Raw genomic sequence first — 17,691 nt, forward strand, 5'->3', positions numbered from 1 at the left:
GACATGGCCGGATATTCGGGGACCCCGCTGCCGCGCAAGCTCGGCGTCAAGCCCGGGCACCGAGTGCTGGCCATCGCCGCCCCCGACGGCCTCGACCTGGGTGAACCCGGCGCGGACGTGCACCGGTCCGCCGATCGGGACCCCTACGACGTCATCCTCGTCTTCTGCGCCGACTTCGCCGCGCTCCACGAGGCCTTCCCCGGCGCCCTGGCCCGCCTGACCAAGAACGGCGGCCTCTGGGTCTGCTGGCCCAAGCGCGCCAGCAAGATGCCGACGGACCTGTCCGAGAATCCCATCCGGGACTACGGCCTGTCCCTGGGCTTGGTCGACAACAAGGTCGCCGCCATCGACACGACCTGGTCGGGCCTGCGCTTCGTTTATCGCGTTGCGGACCGCTGACCCTCCGACGGATAATTCCATGCTTTCCGTCGGCAGACCCGTGCACGGGTCCGGACACGGCGCGTAGCCATGTCTTTACACATTCGGAGGTGCAAAACCATACCCCTCTATGCCCGGCTCGTCCGGTACGGCTTCCGCAAGCACGCCACCTACGTCTGGGCAGCGCTCGCCGGCGCGTTCACCAACAGCGTGTTCGGCGTCCTGCGTGCCTACATCCTCATTGCCCTGTGGCAGGCCCGCCCCGGGCTGGCCGGCTACGACATCACCGACGCCATCACCTTCTGCTTCGTCACCCAGGCGTTCATCGGGCCGATGCAGCTGTTCGGCGGCGGCCTCGGCATCCCCGAGCGCATCCGCAACGGCGACATCGCGCTCGACCTCGTCCGCCCGGCCTCGCTCCAGCTCTGGTCGCTGGCCGAGGACATCGGCAGGGCGGCCTATCTGTTCCTCGTCCGCGGCTTTCCGCCGATGCTGCTCGGCGCGGCGTTGTTCGGCATCGTCGTGCCCACCGACCCCGGCCGGTGGGCGGCGTTCCTGACCGGCTTCGCGATCGCCGTCGTGGTCAGCTTCGGCTGGCGCTACCTGGTCGCGCTGTCGGTCTGCTGGCTGGTCGACGACCGCGGCGTGGCGGTGTTGTCGATGGTCCTGACGACCTTCTTCTCCGGGATGATGCTGCCGTTGCACATCTTCCCGGGCTGGCTCGGCGACCTCGCCGAGTCGCTGCCGTGGGCGGCCATGGTCCAGCTGCCCACCGACCTCTACCTCGGCAAGGCGCCCGTCCTGGAGACGCTGGCCTTCCAGGCGTTCTGGGCGGCGGTCCTGCTCGGGCTCGGCGCCCTCGGCACCCGGGCGATCCGCCACAAGGTGGTGATCCAGGGTGGTTAGGACGTATTTCCTGCTGGCCTGGACGTGGACCCGTGCCTCGGCCGTGTACCCGGCGTCGTTCTGGCTGATGGTCGCGCTCGGCGGCGTCATCGCCGCCCTGGACGTCGCCGTCATCCTGGTCATCTTCGCCAACACCACCTCGCTCGCCGGGTTCTCCCGAGACGAGGTCCTCTTCCTGTACGGCGCCTCCAGCCTGTCCTTCACCGTCTGCGACATGTTCGTCAGCAACCTCGACCGGGTCAGCCAGCACATCAAGGCGGGCACGCTGGACACATTCCTGATCCGGCCGGTCAGCGCGTGGCTGCAACTGGCCGCCGACCGGTTCAACGGCACCAGGGTCGGGCGGGTGCTGCAGGCGGGCGCGGTGCTCGGCTACGCGCTGGCCGTGCTCGGCCTCGACTGGCGGCGCGCCTGGATGATCCCGGTCATGGTGATCACGGGAATGGTCATCTTCACGGCGCTGTGGACGCTGGCCGGCGCGCTGCAGTTCGCGCTGACCGACGCCCCGGAGGTGAGCAGCTCCTTCACCTACGGCAGCCAGCAGCTCAGTCAATACCCGTTCAGCATCTACGGTCGCGACCTGGTCAAGGGCGTGACGTACGCGGTCCCGCTGGCCTTCATCAACTGGCAGCCGGGCCTGTACGTGCTGGGCCGCGACGATCCGTTCGGCACGCCGGAGTTCATGAGGTTCATGGGACCGGCCGCCGCGCTGGTCCTCGCTCTGCTGGCGGCGCTGGCCTGGCGGCAGGGCATCAGGCACTACCGATCCACGGGGAGTTGAGGATGATCGAGCTCGAGCGGGCGGGACGCTCGTTCAAAGTGAAGAAGACCGTCGTCCACGCCGTACGCGACCTGTCGTTCACCGTGTCGGCCGGGGAGTTCGTCGGCTACCTCGGGCCCAACGGCGCGGGCAAGTCCACCACGATCAAGATGTTGTGCGGCATCCTCACGCCCACCACAGGCCGGGTGCGCGTGGCCGGGCTGGACCCGTCGCGCCGGCGCACCACGCTGGCGCGACGGATCGGCGTGGTGTTCGGGCAGCGCACGACGCTGTGGTGGGACCTGCCGCTCGCCGACAGCTTCGAGCTGATCCGGCTGCTCTACAAGGTCGAGCGCGCGGCGTTCAGGTCGCGGCTCGACGAGCTGACCGAGACCCTCGACCTGGGCGCGTTCATGCGCACGCCGGTGCGGCAGCTCAGCCTCGGCCAGCGCATGCGCGGCGACCTGGCGGCGGCGCTGCTGCACGCGCCGGACGTGCTGGTGCTCGACGAGCCGACGATCGGGCTCGACGTCGTCAGCAAGGCCGGCATCCGGGAGTTCCTGCGCAAGCTCAACGCCGAGGAGGGCACGACGGTGTTGCTGACCACGCACGACCTCGGCGACATCGAACGCCTGTGCCGCCGGGTGATGCTGATCGACCACGGGCGGCTGGCGTTCGACGGGACGCTGGAGGAGCTGATGGCCACCGCCCCCGACCAGTCCACGATCGAGGACGTCGTCACCCGCCTCTACACCGGCACCACTGCTCAGTAGTAGGTGCTCTCGGACGCGGGCTCGTACTCCTCGTCCATGTCGTCGCGCTGGCGCGACCAGCGCGACGGCATCAGCACCGGGATGAACAGCGCCACGCCGAGCAGGGCGAACACGCCCGTCGTCAGCATGGTCTTGGCGCCGAAGCCCGCGTCCCTGATGATCTGGTTCACCGACGGCTCGGACGGGATGAGGGACAGCGCCCTGTTCACGTCCAGCGCGTAGATGACCGTCCACGCCAGCAGGACCATGGACGGCACGAAGGTCGCCAAGGGGGAGACCTTGCCCGCGACCACGAGCCCGAAGACGAGGCCGACCGCGGCCATCGCGCCGAGCGCGATCCACATCTGCTGGTTGTCCGGTGGAGTCGCCGCCGCACTGCCGACGGCTTGCTGCACAGCCCAGCCACCACCTGCCACTACGGCTGCCGTTACTACAAGCCCGATAAGCAAACCCGCCAAGTGCCGCAACGTTCTCACCTCTGTATCAACGTAATCGGCACGACCCTAGCGACAAATGCCGCAAAGCGACCAGGCATTGCGTACTTGAGGTCTCATGACACCCTGCCCCGTGAGAGCATGTGGCACACCCATGCGCGCCCAACTTCCCCTCCGGTTCGCGCGGGCGGCCGCCTTCTCCGCCGTCTGCGTGATCCTCGCCACGCTGGCGCACGTGGCAGGCGGCGGCTCGGGTCCCGAGCCGTGGGCCGCCGGGCTGGGGCTCGCTGTGGTGGCCGGGCTGGGGATGGCACTGTGCGGCAGAGAACGTTCTCCCGCGACCATCAACGGTGTGCTGGCGGTGGCGCAGCTCGGGCTGCACGAGCTGTTCGCCGGCGACGACACCGCCTACGTTTCCGTCGTCTCCGCGCACGGGCACGGCGGCGGTCTGGCGGTCGACGCCGGGATGGTGCTCGCCCACCTGACGGCCAGCCTGATCACCGGCGTGTGGCTGGCGCGCGGCGAGGCCGCGCTCTGGTCGTTGCTGCGCCGCCTCGGCCGCCGTTTCGTCCTGCTACGTCCGGTCGCGGCACCCGCCGTGCGGCTCGTCGCGCCGGTCGTCTTCACCCGGGTCGTCCCGCCACAGCCGGGGTTCCGGCACTGTCTGGCCAGGCGTGGTCCTCCACTTCCCGCCTGACCATCTGACATCCCCTTTTTCTCATTCAGCCAAGTGGAGTTTCGCCATGTCCTTCGTACGCCGTGCCGCGAGCGTGCTCGCCGCCGCCACCGCTCTCACCGCCGGCCTCGCACTGCCCGCGCTGGCCCACGTCACCGTCCAGCCGGGCACCGCCGAGCAGGGATCCTTCAGCAAGGTCGCGTTCCGGGTACCGAACGAGCGTGACAACGCCTCGACCACCAAGATCGAGGTCAGCTTCCCCGCCGACCACCCGCTGGCCTTCGTGTCGGTCAAGCCCCTGCCCGGATGGGAGGTGAAGGTGACGGAGGGCAAGCTGCCTGCGCCGGTCAAGACCGAGTACGGCGACCTCGAGGAGGCCGTCACCACGATCGTCTGGGCGGGGGGAAAGATCAACCCGGGTGAGTTCCAGGAGTTCGAGGTGTCCATGGGGCAGTTGCCCAAGGACACGGATCGGCTGATGTTCCCGACGAAGCAGACGTACTCGAACGGGGAGGTCGTGGACTGGTCCGAGGCGCCGAAGGCGGACGGCACGGAGGCCGAGCACCCGGCTCCGCTGCTCAAGCTCGTCCCCGCCGCGGCCGCCGCATCCCCCTCCGCCTCCGCGGCTCCCGCCACCCCTGCGGTGGTGCCGGTGGCCGCGGGGTCGTCCTCGTCTGACGGCACCGCGCGACTGCTGGGGGGCGCCGGCTTGGCGGTCGGGGCCATCGGCGTCGTGCTCGCCGCCTTCGGCCTGCGCCGCCGCTCCGCCTGACACGCGCGGCCCACACCGCCCGACACGCTCGGCGTGAAATGCACGCTCCAGGCCGGCCAGGGGCGCCCGCGACGCGTGGGCGCCCCTGCCAGGACCCGGCCTGCCGGGTCGGCACCGGTATGCCATGTCCGTCACCGTGGGACCGCCTGCGGCTGCCTGGACGCCGCGGGCGGCGGGCGTCCGTTACCGCACCGGGACCTGGGAGGCCGTGGTGCCGCCGCTGGCTGCCTGCCAGCCCGCCACCACTGTCGGGGAGGCGGCCAGGGCGCGGGTCAGGGGCACCGTCACGGTCGTCGTGCCCGTGCCGGACACGGTGACGACCCGGCTGGCCGCCGTGCCCTGGGCGTCGCGGACGAACAGGTGCGCCTCGCCGGCGCCGCCCGTGCGCAACGTCACCTTGACGGCGTCCCCCGCGCCCGTGGCCGCGGTCACCCGGCCGCTCTCCGACGCCGGCGCCGCGGGCCCTCCGCCCAGCGGGACGTGCACGCGGACCGCCTGCTCCAGCGACTGCGGCGAGTCCAGGCTGGACAGGGCGGTGCCGGGGATCACCGGATCGGGCACCGGCCGGTCGGCGGGCGGCCGGTATCCCGGAAGGGTCGCCACACCCCACCGGTACGGGTCGCCCTGCACCCCGCCCCACGTCGACCAGCCGATCCGGGTCTGGCCGGTCTTGTCCTGGGTGTCGGAGTCGTACACGAGGATGTTGAGACCGAGGTGCTCGGGGTCGATGGAGCCGGGCAGGGCCTCCATCGGGATGGACATCTCCACCGTGTACCCGCCGGAGGCGATCGTCGAGGCGATCCGCACACCCGTCGCGGGACCCTGGCGGTTGTCGGCGTCCCGCAGGGCGCACGGCGGCCCCGGTGTCGCGGACCCGGCGACGTTAGACGGTGTCGCGGACCCGGCGGCGTCAGAGTCGGCCGTCACCGGCAGCACCGCCGCCTTGAAGGTGGTGGAGGTGTTCTCGGACGTGCCGCGCGGGTCGATGGTGACCTCCACCGCGTCGGTGCGCCAGTGCCGCTTGCAGTCGGAGGCGGCCAGCCGCGTGCCGAGCACGTCGTCCTTCACCTGCGCCAGCACGTACAACGTGTCGTCGCGCCAGGCGAGCTTGGCCGTGGCGGAGCAGTCGGCCGCCGAGGAGCAGGCCTCGCCCTCCCACCGGCGAGAGATGTCGAGTGCGGGCCCGGTGTACTCCCCGTCGCCCTCGGCGCCGTCCACGGTGGGCTCGCCCTGCGGGATCGTGGTGGCCGGGACGAGTTCGAGCGCGGGCCGGCCGGTGACCGTGCCGTCCACGGTGACGGTGTAGGCGTAGTCGCCGCCCTCGTTGGAGGTTTTCAGCGAGGTGTCGGTGTTGGTGACGGTGAACGGCACCGTCGCCGACGCCCCGGGGGCCAGGTCGCGGTAGGCGGCCTCGGCGCGGTCGGCGGCGAAGCCTGCGGGCAGGTCCACGCGTACGGTGCCGGACCTGGCGGCGTCGCTCACGTTCGTCACCACGACGCCGATCTGCCGGGAGCCGCCCGACGGGAGCGTGAGCACGGGCGTGACCAGTCCGCGCAGCTGCGGCACGCCGACCTCGGTCACCCACTTCTCGTACTGGTCGACCTGGGGGAGCAACTGCTGCTGACCCCGTACCGCCGGACTGGCCTCGACCTGCCGGTCGGTGTAGCCGCGGCCCTGCTCGGTCGTGAGTACGGCCCCGATCCTGGCCCGCCCGGCCGCGCCCGCGGCAGGCGTCACGGTGAAGGTCGCCGACCCGGTGCGTCCGGCGGCGATCCGGCCGAGGTCGCCGGAGCCCTTGACCGTCCAACCCTCGGGCACGCGCAGCGCCGCGGAGGACCGGCCCAGCGGCTCGCGGGCGGCGGTCGTGGTCACCTCGACGGTGAACGCCGCTCCGGGGCGGACGTCGAACGTGCTGGTCCGCAGGCCGAACCGGGTCCCGAGCGGGACGGTCCCGCTCGCCCTGGTCAGCGCCCCGTCGAGGATGGCCGTCGGGGCGGCCGCCGCCGGGGTGCCCGGCTCGGGGAACGGCACCCGCGCGTCCACCTGGGTGAAGAAGTCGCAGGCCAGCTGGGTGGGGTCGGACGGCACGTCGGGGAAGACGGCCCAGCCCTGGGAGGCGTACGTGCGCTGGGCGTCGCGCTCGATCGCGGCCCACGTCCGGCCGCTCTGCGAGGGGCGCCCGCTCCATACGCCGTACACGTTCTGCCCCGGGTTGGCAGGCCGGAACGAAGCAGCACATGACGGCCCGGTCTGCGAGGTGCCGCGCCCGCCACCGGTGAGCAGCCGCGCGGGCGCGTAGGGACGCAGCCCTTCGCGGGTGATCTGCTCGGGAAACGCCTTGGGGTCGGCCGCCGCGTAGAACGCCTCGATGGCCAGCCGCGCGGCCTCCTGGTGGTTGCCGTGGTTGCCCGGCGTCGGGGCCGGGTCCATGGTCAGCAGGATCTCCGGCCGGGTCTGCCGGATGGTCCGCACGACCTTCTCCAGGGTGTCGCCGCCCCAGACCTGGTCGGTCAGCGGGGCGCTGACCGTGTAGTAGAAGTCGACGTCGTCGAGGTTGAACACCTCGCCGATGCCGGCCTTGGCGACCGCCGTCCGCTCCTCGGCCTCACGCAGCAACCCGAGCGCCGGGCCCTCCTCGGGGCCGACGGCGTTGCCGCCGCCCTCGCCGCGGGTGACGGTGACGACGCCGGTGCGCACGTCGTGGTTCTCGTTCCATTGGCCGAGCGTGGACAGGGTGAACGCCTCGTCGTCGGGGTGCGCGCCGACGAACAACGCATCCAGGTCCACGGGCGCCTCGGCGCCCTCGGCGGCGGCAGGTAGAGCGGGCAACAGCGCGAAAACGGTGACCAACGCCATCAGCAGTCGTCGCATGGAACCTCCGTGGGATTACTCGCGGACCGCCCCCTGGAGCAGGCCGCGGACGAAGTGTCGCTGGAGGAACAAGTAGAAGATCACGACCGGGGTCGCCACGATGACCGACCCGGCCGCGAGGAGCGTGAAGCCGGAGGTGTACTGGCCCTGGAAGAACGCCAGTCCGAGCGGCGCGGTCCGCAGCGACTCGCTGGTCACCATGATCAGCGGGATGAGGAACTCGTTCCACGTCCACATGAAGACCAGCACGGTCAGGGTGACGACGGCGGGCCGGGCCGGCGGCACCAGCACCTGCCACAGGATGCGCCACGTCGAGGCCCCGTCGATGCGGGCGGCCTCGACGATCGCCCGGTTGGATGCACGGAAGTACGCCCGCATCCAGAACGTGCCGAACGCCACCGACAACGCCACCTGCGGCAGCGCCACCGACCAGAACGTGTCGATCAGTCCCAGCGTGCGCAGGTCGAAGTAGAGCGGCACCGCGACGGCCTCGCTCGGCATCATGATCCCGAGCATGAACAGGTAGAACAGCACCGACTGGCCGCGGAAGCGCATGGTGCCGAACGCGTACCCGCTCATGATCGACAACAGGACGCTGACGACCACGACGAACGCCGACACCATCAGGCTGGTCCGCAGATAGGTCCCGAACCGGCCGATCTCCCACGCCGCCGCGAAGTTCCCGAGCCCGGCCGTGCCGCCGCTGTCGGCGGGCCCGAGCGCGGCCGACAGGATGGTCACGATGGGGAAGAGCGCGAACGCGGCGAACACCGACAGGATGACGTAGTTGGCCATCCGCTCCCCACGCGAGATCACGCGTCCCTCCTGTCCGCGAACCGGTTGATCGCGAACGAGATCGCGAAGATGACGGCGGTCAGCGTGACGCCGATCGCCGCCGCCGAGCCGACCTGGCTGAGCCCGAAGGCCCGGTGGTAGACCTCATACGACGGCACCGACGTCGAGTCGCCCGGCCCGCCCCGCGTCGTGATGTACACCAGGTCGAACGTGCGCAACGCGGCGATCACCGTCAGCGTCAGGGCGACCGCGATCTCGCCGCGCACCGACGGCAGCGTGACCGTGAAGAACTCCCGCACCGCGCCCGCCCCGTCGAGCCGCGCCGCCTCGTACAGCTCGCCGGGGATGCGGCTCATCCCGGCCAGCAGCAGCACGGTCACCAGGCCGGTCTCGAACCAGGTGCCGACCACGCCGACCGCCGGCAACGCGAACGTGTAGTCGCCCAGCCAGCCCCTGGTCAGCGAGTCCAGCCCCAGCGCGCCGAGCAGCGTGTTGAGCGTGCCGTCGGGGGCATAGACGCGCCGCCACGCCACGGCCACCACGACCATGGCGACCACCTGCGGCAGGAACACCACGGTGCGGAAGAACCCCAATCCGCGCACCTTGGCGTGGTTGAGTATCGCGGCCAGCCCCAGCCCGATCACCAGCGGCCCCAGCGCGTAGAAGACGATGAGGACCAGCGCGTGGCCGAAGGCGGCCCGCAACCCTTCGTCGGCGACGATCGCGGCATAGTTGTCCAGGCCGACCCACCTGCCCAACGACAGCCCGTCCCAGTCGTACAGCGAGATCTGTACCGCCCGCCCGATCGGGTAGAGCAGGAACGCCGCGTACACGGCGAAGGCCGGCAGCAGATACAGGTAGGCGACGTGGCGCGGCTCCCCGGGAGGCCGGGCCCGGACCGTCGGCAGGGTCATCCGTTGCTCTCGGCGAAGGTCTTGTAGTCCTTCTCCAGCGTGGCCAGGAACTCCTGCGGCGTCGCCTTCTTGGCCAGCAGGTCCTGCAACGCCGCCCCCAGAGTGTCGGCGAACGTCGGGGTGGCGTAGTCCAGGTACGGCACCAGCCCGTTCTTCGCGGTCACGGTCCCGAACGCGGTGAAGACCTCCTGCTGCGGCCCCTTGGCCACGCTCTGCTGGTCGGTCTCGGCGACCGGCAGGTTCCCGGTGCCGGTGAGCACCTTCATGGCGTCGGCGCTGGTGATGAAGTTGATGTACGCCGCCGCCGCGTCCGGGTTGGGGCTCTTTGCGGTGATCGCGAACGGCAGCCCCGTCCCGCCCGTCGCGACCGGCGGCGCGTCGGCCGTGACGCCCGGCGGCAGCATGAACCCCAGGTCGTCACCCAGGGCCTTCTGCAGGTCGGCGAGGAGCCAAGTGCCCGCGATCATGAAGACGCCCTGGCCCTTGCCGAACGCCTGCCACGCCGGGTCGTACCCCTGGCCGTTGAAGCCCTTGGCGAAGTAGCCCTTGTCGACCCAGCCGACGAGCTGCTCGGCGGCCGTGGTGTTCTCGGTCGTGTTCCAGGAGGCGCCCTTGCGGCCGAAGGCCAGCGTGCCGATCTGGTCGGGCGGGACGTGGCGGCCCTGCACGGTGCCGAACACGTGGACGGCCGGCCACTTGTCGAGGTTGCCGAGCTGCAGCGGCACCTCGCCACCGGCCTTGGCCGTGGCCAGCGCCGTCTCGAAGTCGGCCCACGTCTTCGGCGGCTCCAGGCCGAGCCTGGTGAGCTTGGCCCGGTTGTAGAAGATGCCGACGACCTCGCCGACCTGGGGCAGGCCGTACAGGTTGCCCTCGCCGAACAGCTTGCCGTCGGCGCTGTAGCGCGAGTACCGCAGCACCGACTCCGGGTAGCGCTGCTTCCAGCCATAGACGTCGGCGTAGGCGTCCAGCGGGCGCAGCTGTCCGGCCTTCACGAACGCGCCCATCGCGGAGCGGCCGTTGTTGGCCTCCACCACGTCCGGCGGCTCGTTGCCGCTCAGCGCCAGGCGCAGGGTGGTATTGAGGTCGTCGAAGGAGCGGGACACCCGGTTCAGCTTGATGTTGGGGTATTTGGCCTGGAAGGCGTCGTTGAGCTGCTTCATCTGGGCCGCCTGCCCGCCGCGTACCTCTTGATCCCAGACGGTGAGCGTGACGTTGCCGAGCGCGGCGGCATCGGTGCGTACCGCACTCGGCGACCCTGAAGACGACGCCGGCGACGGCGGGGCCGAGGAGCCGGGCGCGCACGCGGTCAGGACCAGCATGCCCGCGGCGAGCACGGCGAGTCGCATCGGGGGGATCATGGTGTTACTCCTTCTGCGATGGCACGCGGGGCGTGTCCGGGTCCTCGCCTTCGGCAGGGGGCGCCTGGGAGGCCATGCCGACGTCGGCGTAACGGGCGATGGTGGCGACGGCGCGGCGCACCGCGCCGACCGGGGCAGTGGGCACCAGCCGGTCGAGGAAGGCGTAGCGGCGGGCCAGCGAGCTGCCGTAGGCGCCGCTGTGCCCGGCCGCCTCCCGCACCTCGTGCCACCAGTCCGCGATGTCCCCCCAGCCCGGCGCGGCCAGTGACCCGCCGAACTGCTGCACCGCCAGCGCCGCGCACACCTCGGCGAACGCCAGCCGGTCGGCGAGCGGCCAGCGGCACAGGGTGCCGAGCACGAAGCCCGCGCCGAAGACGTCACCCGCACCTGTCGGGTCGAGCGCCGTCACCCGCGGTGCGGGCACGAACGCCTCCTCGCCCGTGATCGAGTCGATGGCCATGGCGCCGTTGGCCCCGTCGGTCACCACGGCCAGCGGGACCTTGTCGGCGATCGCGTACAGCGCGTCGCGGGGCGTGTCGGTGCGGGTGTAGGCCATGGCCTCAGTCGCGTTCGGCAGGAACGCGTGGCAGATCGACAGCTGCTCCAGCACGGCGGGCGGCCAGGCGCCAGACGGGTCCCAGCCCACGTCCGCGAAGATCAGGGCGCCGTCGAGGTGTGCCAGCTCGGCCCAGTTGCACGAGCTGCCCGGCGCGCCTAGGGGCTCTTCGGGGGAGAGCGTGACGATCACGGCCTTGGAGCGGGGCGGTTTGCCGATCATCTCGGACGACGGCATGGGAGCGGGGTGCCCGTGCGTCACCATGCTGCGGTCGCGGTCCACCGCCATGGACACCGTCACCGGCGAGTGCCAATGCTCGAAACGCCGCGACCTGGACAGGTCGACCGACTCCTGCTCCTCCAGCGTGCGCCAGCAGAAGTCGCCGTAGTCGTCGTCGCCGAACGCGGCCGCCAGGGACGTGCGCAAGCCCAGCCGGCTGGTCGCGATGGCAAGGTTGGCGATCCCGCCCGGGCACGAGCCCATGCCCTCGGCCCAGATCTCGGTGCCGGCCGCGGGCATCGCGGGCAGGCCCGTGAAGATGATGTCCAGGAAGACCGTCCCGGCCAGGAACACGTCGAACTGCGGGCCCTCGGGGGTCCGCTCGCCGGCCAGAGGGTCGTACGCCTGGACAGACACGGGAATGGGTCCTCCTCGACACACCGAGATGTGCGCAATCTTGCACGTTTACTCGCACACTTCAAGTATTTCCACGCGAGTGTCTGGAGCAAAGTGCTTACTTCTGCGCGAAGTTGGTTGATACACTCGCGCCGTGCTTCAGCGCCTCAGGCATACCGAGATCATGCGCCGCGTCCGGCTCTCAGGCGCCACGAGCGTTCGCGATCTCGCCAGCCAGCTCGGCGTGAGCCCGTCGACCATCCGCAGGGACCTCGAGGTGCTCGACCGCGACGGGACGCTGCGTCGCGTCCGCGGCGGCGCCCTGGCCAGCGTGGACGCCGACGCCGACCGACCCTTCGCCGCGGTCGAGGCGGTCGACGAGCGGGACAAGGAGGCGGTGGCCGCGCGGGCCGCCCAGCTCGTGGCCGACGGGGACGTGATCCTGCTCGACATCGGGACGACCACGATGCGGCTGGCCGAGCGGCTGCGCGGGCGCCGCGTCACCGTGGTCACCTCCAGCCTCGCCGTGCTCGACGTGCTCCGCTCCGACCCGGCGGTGGAGCTGCTGATGCTGGGCGGCATGCTGCGCCGGCCCTACCACTCGCTGGTCGGAGTGCTGACCGAGGCGGCGCTGAGCCAGGTGGTCGCCGACCGCGTCTTCCTGGGCGCCAGCGGCGTACGGCCGGATGGGCAGCTCGTCGACACCACGCTCGCCGAGGTGCCGCTGAAACGCGCCATGATCGCGGCGGCGCGGCAGGTCGTGCTGCTCGTGGACCGGCACAAGTTCCCCGGCACCGGCGCGCTGCGGGTCTGCGGGCCCGACGACATCGACGTGATCGTGACGAACGAGGGCGCCGACCCGGCGTCGCTGCGCAACTGCGCCGCCGCGGGCGCCGAGGTGCTGCTCACGTGAAGGGGTGCGGATGAGACTGGCCGTCCTCGGGGGCGGGGGCTTCCGGGTGCCGCTCGTGTACGGCGCGCTCCTGCGCGATCGGGCCAAGCCGCGCGTGGAGGAGGTGGTGCTGTACGACGTGTCCGCTGAGCGGCTCGAGGCCATCGGGCACGTGCTGCGCCAGCTCGCCGCAGGGCACGACGACCCGCCCGCCGTGCGGACCACCACCGACCTGGACGCCGCGCTGCGCGACGCGGAATTCGTCTTCTCAGCCATCCGCGTCGGCGGCCTGGCCGGACGTACCGCGGACGAGCGGGTCGCGCTGGAGCTGGGCCTGCTCGGCCAGGAGACGACCGGTCCCGGCGGCATCGCCTACGGCTTGCGGACCATCCCGGTCGCGGTCCACGTGGCCGAGCGGGTGGCCGCGCTCGCGCCCGGCGCCTGGGTCATCAACTTCACCAACCCGGCCGGGATGATCACCGAGGCCATGCGGCGAGTGCTCGGCGACCGCGTGATCGGCATCTGCGACTCGCCGATCGGGTTGATCCGGCGGGCCGCCGCCGCACTCGGGCTCGACCCGGCCCGCGTGTCGGCCGACTACGTCGGCCTCAACCACCTCGGCTGGCTGCGCGGCCTCGTCCACCAGGGCCGCGACGTGCTGCCCGGCCTGCTCGCCGACGACACGGCGCTGCTGAAGGTCGAGGAGGCCCGCATCTTCGGCCCGGAGTGGGTGCGCACGGTGGGGGCGCTGCCCAACGAATACCTGTACTACTACTACTTCACCCGCGAGGCCGTCGCCGCGATCTCCGGGCCGACCCGGGGCGAGTCCCTGCTGGGCCAGCAGGACGCGTTCTACGCGGCCGTGCGGGCGCGGCCGGACGAGGCGCTCGCCGAGTGGCTGAGAGCACGCAAGCAGCGCGACGCCACATACATGGCCGAGGCCCGCGACGCCACCGACGCCGGCGAGCGGGACGCCGCCGACCTGGAGGCGGGCGGGTACGAGGGCATCGCGCTGGCCCTCATGGCCGCCATCGCCCGCGGCGAGCCCGCCACCATGATCCTCAACGTGCGCAACGGCTCCGCGGTGCCCGGCCTGCCCGAGGACGCGGTCGTGGAGATCCCGTGCACGGTCGGCTGCGCCGGCGTGCGCCCGCTGGCCACCCGCCCGCTCCCCGGGCGGTTCCTGGGACTGGTCCAGCAGGTGAAGGCGGTGGAGCAGACGGCCATCGAGGCCGCGCTGACCGGCTCCTCCCGGCTGGCTGTCGAGGCATTCGCCCTGCACCCGCTGGTGGACTCGGTGTCCGTGGCCCGCCGGTTGCTCGACGGCTACCGCGCCCGCATCCCCGAACTGGCCGCCGTCTTCCCGAGCTGAAGCGCCGTGCTGTGGCAGCGGGAGGGGGTGTCTGCAGCGCGGGATCGGCAGACGCTCTGTGAGCGCCGTGCGGGCAGTGCGCGGCTAGGCTGAGCCCATGGCGCTTTCGCGGCGGCCGCGTCTCCCCGTCCTCACCTGGCGGCCTCGTGGCGCGGTGGCGGACGGGCTCGTGGCACTGGCCGTCGCCGCCGTCATCACCGTCTACCCCCTCATCAGCCACGCCGACCTCGCGCCGATGTGGCCCTACGGGCATCTGCTGCTCGTCCTGGCCCCTGCGGCGCTGCTGCTGCGCAGGTGGCAGCCCGTGCCCGTGCTGCTCGCCGAGATGGCCCTGACCTCGCTCTACTTCGCGAACGGCTACCCCGAGGTCCCGATCTACGTGGCCTGCATCGTGGCGCTCTACACGGTCGCCGACCGTACGCATCCGCTGGTCGCCGTGGCCTGCGGGGCCGTGGCGGTGGCGGGCGCGGCCTGGCAGGAAATCACGACGGCCATGCCGCCGGGCGACCTCGTGATGATCACGGGCTGGCTGCTCATAGTGATCGCGTTCGGCGCCGCGGCCCGCAGCCGCCGCGCGTACCTGGCGGTGGCGGAGCGGCGCGCGGTCGTCGAGGAACGGCTGCGCATCGCCAGGGACGTGCACGACGCGGTGGGGCACGCGATGTCGCTCATCAACGTGCAGGCCGGAGCCGCGCTGCACCGGATCGCCGACCGGCCGGACAAGGCGGAGGAGGCGCTGGCGGCCATCAAGCAGGCCAGCGCCGAGGCCCTGCGGGAGTTGCGGGCCACCGTCGGCGAGTTGCGGCACGACCCGGGGACCGGCGAGATCGGGCGGCTGGTGGACAACGCCCGCCGGGCCGGGCTGGAGGTCCAGCTGCGCCAACCCCGGGAGGTACGCCTGCCGCCGGACGTGGACCTGGCGGCGTACCGGATCGTCCAGGAGGCGCTCACCAACACCGCGCGGCACGCCGGCGCCGCCCACGTGCGAGTGGAGCTGGCCGTGGCGGGCGGGGAGCTGACGATCATCGTCGAGGACGACGGGAGGAACGACGCCGGCGCCACGGCCGTGGGCAGCGGCCTCACGGGCATGGCCGAGCGGGTGGCGGGCCTGGGAGGCACCTTGGAGTACGGTCCGCGCGACGGCCAGGGCTTCCGCGTGCTGGCCCGCCTGCCCGCCGGAGCACGCCGGTGATCGGCGTCCCTGGCGCGGCTGCGAGCGGAGGCATCCCGATGATCAAGGTTCTGCTGGCCGACGACCAGCGGCTCGTGCGGGCCGGGTTCCGGCTGATGCTGGAGGGCGAGCCCGACCTGGCCGTGGTGGGCGAGGCAGGCGACGGTGAGGAGGCGGTGCGCCTGGCCCGTGCCGGCGCGCCGGACGTGGTGCTCATGGACGTGCGCATGCCCGGACTCGACGGTATCCAGGCCACCCGCCAGATCGTCGCCGACCCCGGGCTGGAGGGGGTGCGGGTGGTCATCCTCACGACGTTCGACATGGACGAGTACGTCTACGGCGCGCTCCGCGCGGGGGCCAGCGGTTTCCTGCTCAAGGACACCGAGCCGATGGAGCTGATCCACGCGGTCCGGGTGGCCGCCAGGGGCGACGCGCTCATCGCGCCGGCGATCACGCGGAGGCTGATCGCGGAGTTCGCCGGCCGGGTGACCAGGCCCGCGCCGGAGCTGACCGGGCTGACGGAGCGGGAGCGGGAGGTGCTCGGGCTGGTCGCGTCGGGGCAGTCCAACGAGGAGATCGCCGACCGGCTGGTGCTCAGCCCGGCCACGGTGAAGACGCACGTCAGCCGCATTCTGGCCAAGCTCGGCGCGCGGGACAGGGCGCAGCTCGTGGTGGCGGCGTACGAGTCCGGGTTGGTGACCCCGCGCTGGATCCACCGCGACGGCTGAGCCGCAGTCCCAAGAACCGCAAAACACCACTTCAGGCTGTTAAATCACTCCCCTTACTTACTTCGGAGTTATGACCGCCTTACCTCCAATACCCCTTATGTAAGACATGCGGAAAGCCTCCGCGGATCCGGCCACAGTGTGCTTTGCCGTGTCCAGATCAAGGAGAGGCGAGGCCCGGATGGCACGTGGGGAGAGCGGCATGCCACCTGGCGTGCGACCGCTTACAGTGGGCGACCCGGTCATCATCGGCCGATACCTGCTCCTGGGCCGCCTCGGCACGGGCGGGATGGGAGTGGTGTACCTGGCTGAACACCCTCAGGGTGGCCTGGTCGCCCTCAAGACACCGCATACGGTGCATCTCAACGATGCCACGTTACGGGCGCGCTTCGCTGAGGAAGTGGCATTCTCCCGCAGATTGCTGCCTTTCTGCACGGCGGCGGTCGTGGAGGACGGCACCGACAAGGACCGCCCGTACCTGGTCACCGAGTACATCCCCGGCCCCGCGCTCTCGCAGGTCGTGATGGCCAGGGGGCCGCTCACGCCCGACCTCTCCTACGGCGTGGCGCTCGGCGTCGCCGCCGCGCTGGTGGCGGTGCACGAGGCGGGTCTGGTGCACCGGGACCTCAAGCCCGGCAACGTGCTGCTGTCCACGCAGGGGCCGCGCGTCATCGACTTCGGCATCGCCCGCGACGTCGACACGCTGGCCGCGCACACGCAGGCGGGGCAGGTCATGGGTAGTCCCGGCTGGGTCGCGCCGGAGCGGCTGACGGGCGGTCCCGCGCTGCCTGCCTCCGACGTGTTCGCGTGGGGATGCCTGGTGGCCTTCGCCGCGTCCGGGCACCATCCGTTCGGCGGGGGTGAGCCGGACGTGCTGACCAGACGCATCCTGTTCGACCCGCCGCGGTTGGAGGGCGTGCCCGCCCTGCTGCGGCCCGCTGTGGAGGCGGCTCTGGCGAAGGACCCCGCCGACCGCCCCAAAGCCGCCGACCTGCTGCGGGCGCTGCTGGCCGCCGGCGGTGTCGGCGATCCCTGGGATCTGCGGCAAGCCGTGTCCGGCGTGCTCACGGAGATCTGGACCCCCGTGCCGTATCCGCCCGGAGGCGGCCTGGTTCGTCTCGCGTCGCCTCCCGATGAGCCGGAGCCGGGCACCAAGCCCCGCCGGAAGAGCCGCGCCAAGGCCGGCGCACATCTGTCCCACGCCACCTTCGCGGCGCTGGCCACCGTGTCGATCGCGGCGGTCACGGTGATCGTGGCCTCCAGCGGAGACGGGACGACCATGGGAGGCGGCTCACTGGTCCCCGCCGACCCGGCCGTCGTTCAGCCCCACGGCAGCGCCGACTCCACCGTCCGCCGGTCCGCCGGTCCGACCGGCGGTCTGCCGCCCACGCGGGCGACCGTGGCCCCGGTCACGTCGACGCCCACGGCCTTCGTCCCGCCCGCCCGTACCCGGGATCCGCTCTCGGTGCTCAGCCCCTCCCCCGAGAGAAGGGACACGGGCCGGCCGCAGAACACCAGCGGCCCCGGCGACCCCGGCGGCGGCGACCCCGGTCCGTGCGCGAGCCCGGCGGGGCGCAGGCGGGGCAACGCCGCGGCCCGGCGGGACTGCCCGCAACCGTCCAGCTCGATCAGCACGATCCCGCAGGAAGGGCCCGGCGAGTCCCCGGACCCCTCCGCGACGGTCTCCGCCACTCCGACGCAGACGGCCACCGGCACGTCCTGA

At 71.8% G+C, this 17,691-nt stretch carries 17 protein-coding genes; 11 read left to right on the top strand and 6 right to left on the bottom strand.

Going from position 1 to position 17,691, the window contains the following annotated elements:
• Positions 1 to 3 precede the first annotated feature (3 nt).
• The 4 genes from ACTWPT_RS18945 to ACTWPT_RS18960 all read left to right on the top strand — a co-directional run bounded on the left by ACTWPT_RS18945 (position 4) and on the right by ACTWPT_RS18960 (position 2,817).
• Positions 4 to 399 (top strand): hypothetical protein, encoded by a 396-nt coding sequence (locus ACTWPT_RS18945; RefSeq protein ID WP_443178729.1) that lies wholly within the window; start codon positions 4 to 6, stop codon positions 397 to 399.
• A gap of 69 nt (positions 400 to 468) precedes the next feature.
• Positions 469 to 1,284, top strand: coding sequence for an ABC transporter permease (locus ACTWPT_RS18950; RefSeq protein ID WP_443178730.1), 816 nt, complete (start codon positions 469 to 471; stop codon positions 1,282 to 1,284).
• The gene (locus ACTWPT_RS18955; RefSeq protein WP_443178731.1) at positions 1,277 to 2,065 is read left to right on the top strand and encodes an ABC transporter permease; all 789 of its coding nucleotides are present in this window, start codon (positions 1,277 to 1,279) and stop codon (positions 2,063 to 2,065) included. Before ACTWPT_RS18950 ends, ACTWPT_RS18955 begins: the two co-directional genes overlap by 8 nt.
• A gap of 2 nt (positions 2,066 to 2,067) precedes the next feature.
• Positions 2,068 to 2,817, top strand: coding sequence for an ABC transporter ATP-binding protein (locus ACTWPT_RS18960; protein WP_443178732.1), 750 nt, complete (start codon positions 2,068 to 2,070; stop codon positions 2,815 to 2,817).
• Here the strand turns inward: ACTWPT_RS18960 and ACTWPT_RS18965 are convergent.
• A complete protein-coding gene (locus tag ACTWPT_RS18965; protein ID WP_443178733.1) occupies positions 2,811 to 3,212 on the bottom strand; it encodes a hypothetical protein in 402 nt (133 codons plus the stop codon). The two genes, ACTWPT_RS18960 and ACTWPT_RS18965, sit on opposite strands and share 7 nt — an antisense overlap.
• Positions 3,213 to 3,405: 193 nt before the next feature.
• Here ACTWPT_RS18965 and ACTWPT_RS18970 point away from each other — a divergent pair, with 193 nt between their 5' ends.
• Positions 3,406 to 3,948, top strand: coding sequence for an MFS transporter (locus ACTWPT_RS18970; RefSeq protein ID WP_443178734.1), 543 nt, complete (start codon positions 3,406 to 3,408; stop codon positions 3,946 to 3,948).
• A 46-nt stretch (positions 3,949 to 3,994) separates the two neighbouring features.
• Positions 3,995 to 4,699 (top strand): YcnI family copper-binding membrane protein, encoded by a 705-nt coding sequence (locus ACTWPT_RS18975; RefSeq protein WP_443178735.1) that lies wholly within the window; start codon positions 3,995 to 3,997, stop codon positions 4,697 to 4,699.
• 183 nt (positions 4,700 to 4,882) lie between these two features.
• Here the strand turns inward: ACTWPT_RS18975 and ACTWPT_RS18980 are convergent, their stop codons facing one another.
• Genes ACTWPT_RS18980 through ACTWPT_RS19000 form a run of 5 tightly spaced genes read right to left on the bottom strand, consistent with a single transcriptional unit; the run spans position 4,883 to position 11,829 of the window.
• Entirely contained in the window at positions 4,883 to 7,570 is a 2,688-nt protein-coding gene (locus ACTWPT_RS18980; protein WP_443178736.1) for a sugar-binding protein, read from the bottom strand.
• A gap of 15 nt (positions 7,571 to 7,585) precedes the next feature.
• Positions 7,586 to 8,386, bottom strand: coding sequence for a carbohydrate ABC transporter permease (locus tag ACTWPT_RS18985; protein ID WP_443178737.1), 801 nt, complete (start codon positions 8,384 to 8,386; stop codon positions 7,586 to 7,588).
• Positions 8,383 to 9,279, bottom strand: coding sequence for a carbohydrate ABC transporter permease (locus ACTWPT_RS18990; protein ID WP_443178738.1), 897 nt, complete (start codon positions 9,277 to 9,279; stop codon positions 8,383 to 8,385). The genes ACTWPT_RS18985 and ACTWPT_RS18990 overlap by 4 nt, the downstream gene beginning before the upstream one ends.
• Entirely contained in the window at positions 9,276 to 10,637 is a 1,362-nt protein-coding gene (locus ACTWPT_RS18995) for an extracellular solute-binding protein (RefSeq protein WP_443178739.1), read from the bottom strand. Before ACTWPT_RS18995 ends, ACTWPT_RS18990 begins: the two co-directional genes overlap by 4 nt.
• Before the next feature lie 4 nt (positions 10,638 to 10,641).
• A complete protein-coding gene (locus tag ACTWPT_RS19000) occupies positions 10,642 to 11,829 on the bottom strand; it encodes a carbohydrate kinase family protein (RefSeq protein WP_443178740.1) in 1,188 nt (395 codons plus the stop codon).
• Positions 11,830 to 11,962: 133 nt separating this feature from the next.
• On the opposite strand from ACTWPT_RS19000, the gene ACTWPT_RS19005 reads away from it, so the two are divergent.
• From ACTWPT_RS19005 to ACTWPT_RS19025, 5 genes are all read left to right on the top strand, one after another.
• The gene (locus tag ACTWPT_RS19005; protein WP_443178741.1) at positions 11,963 to 12,721 is read left to right on the top strand and encodes a DeoR/GlpR family DNA-binding transcription regulator; all 759 of its coding nucleotides are present in this window, start codon (positions 11,963 to 11,965) and stop codon (positions 12,719 to 12,721) included.
• A gap of 10 nt (positions 12,722 to 12,731) precedes the next feature.
• On the top strand, positions 12,732 to 14,072 hold the full coding sequence (locus ACTWPT_RS19010; RefSeq protein WP_443178742.1) for a 6-phospho-beta-glucosidase: 1,341 nt from the start codon (positions 12,732 to 12,734) through the stop codon (positions 14,070 to 14,072).
• 97 nt (positions 14,073 to 14,169) lie between these two features.
• The gene (locus ACTWPT_RS19015; protein WP_443178743.1) at positions 14,170 to 15,264 is read left to right on the top strand and encodes a sensor histidine kinase; all 1,095 of its coding nucleotides are present in this window, start codon (positions 14,170 to 14,172) and stop codon (positions 15,262 to 15,264) included.
• 38 nt (positions 15,265 to 15,302) lie between these two features.
• Positions 15,303 to 15,971, top strand: a complete 669-nt coding sequence (locus tag ACTWPT_RS19020) for a response regulator (protein WP_443178744.1) — start codon at positions 15,303 to 15,305, stop codon at positions 15,969 to 15,971.
• A gap of 211 nt (positions 15,972 to 16,182) precedes the next feature.
• Positions 16,183 to 17,691, top strand: a complete 1,509-nt coding sequence (locus tag ACTWPT_RS19025) for a protein kinase domain-containing protein (RefSeq protein WP_443178745.1) — start codon at positions 16,183 to 16,185, stop codon at positions 17,689 to 17,691.

Origin of the sequence: Nonomuraea sp. 3N208 (assembly GCF_052245935.1) — a bacterium.
Lineage (GTDB): Bacteria > Actinomycetota > Actinomycetes > Streptosporangiales > Streptosporangiaceae > Nonomuraea.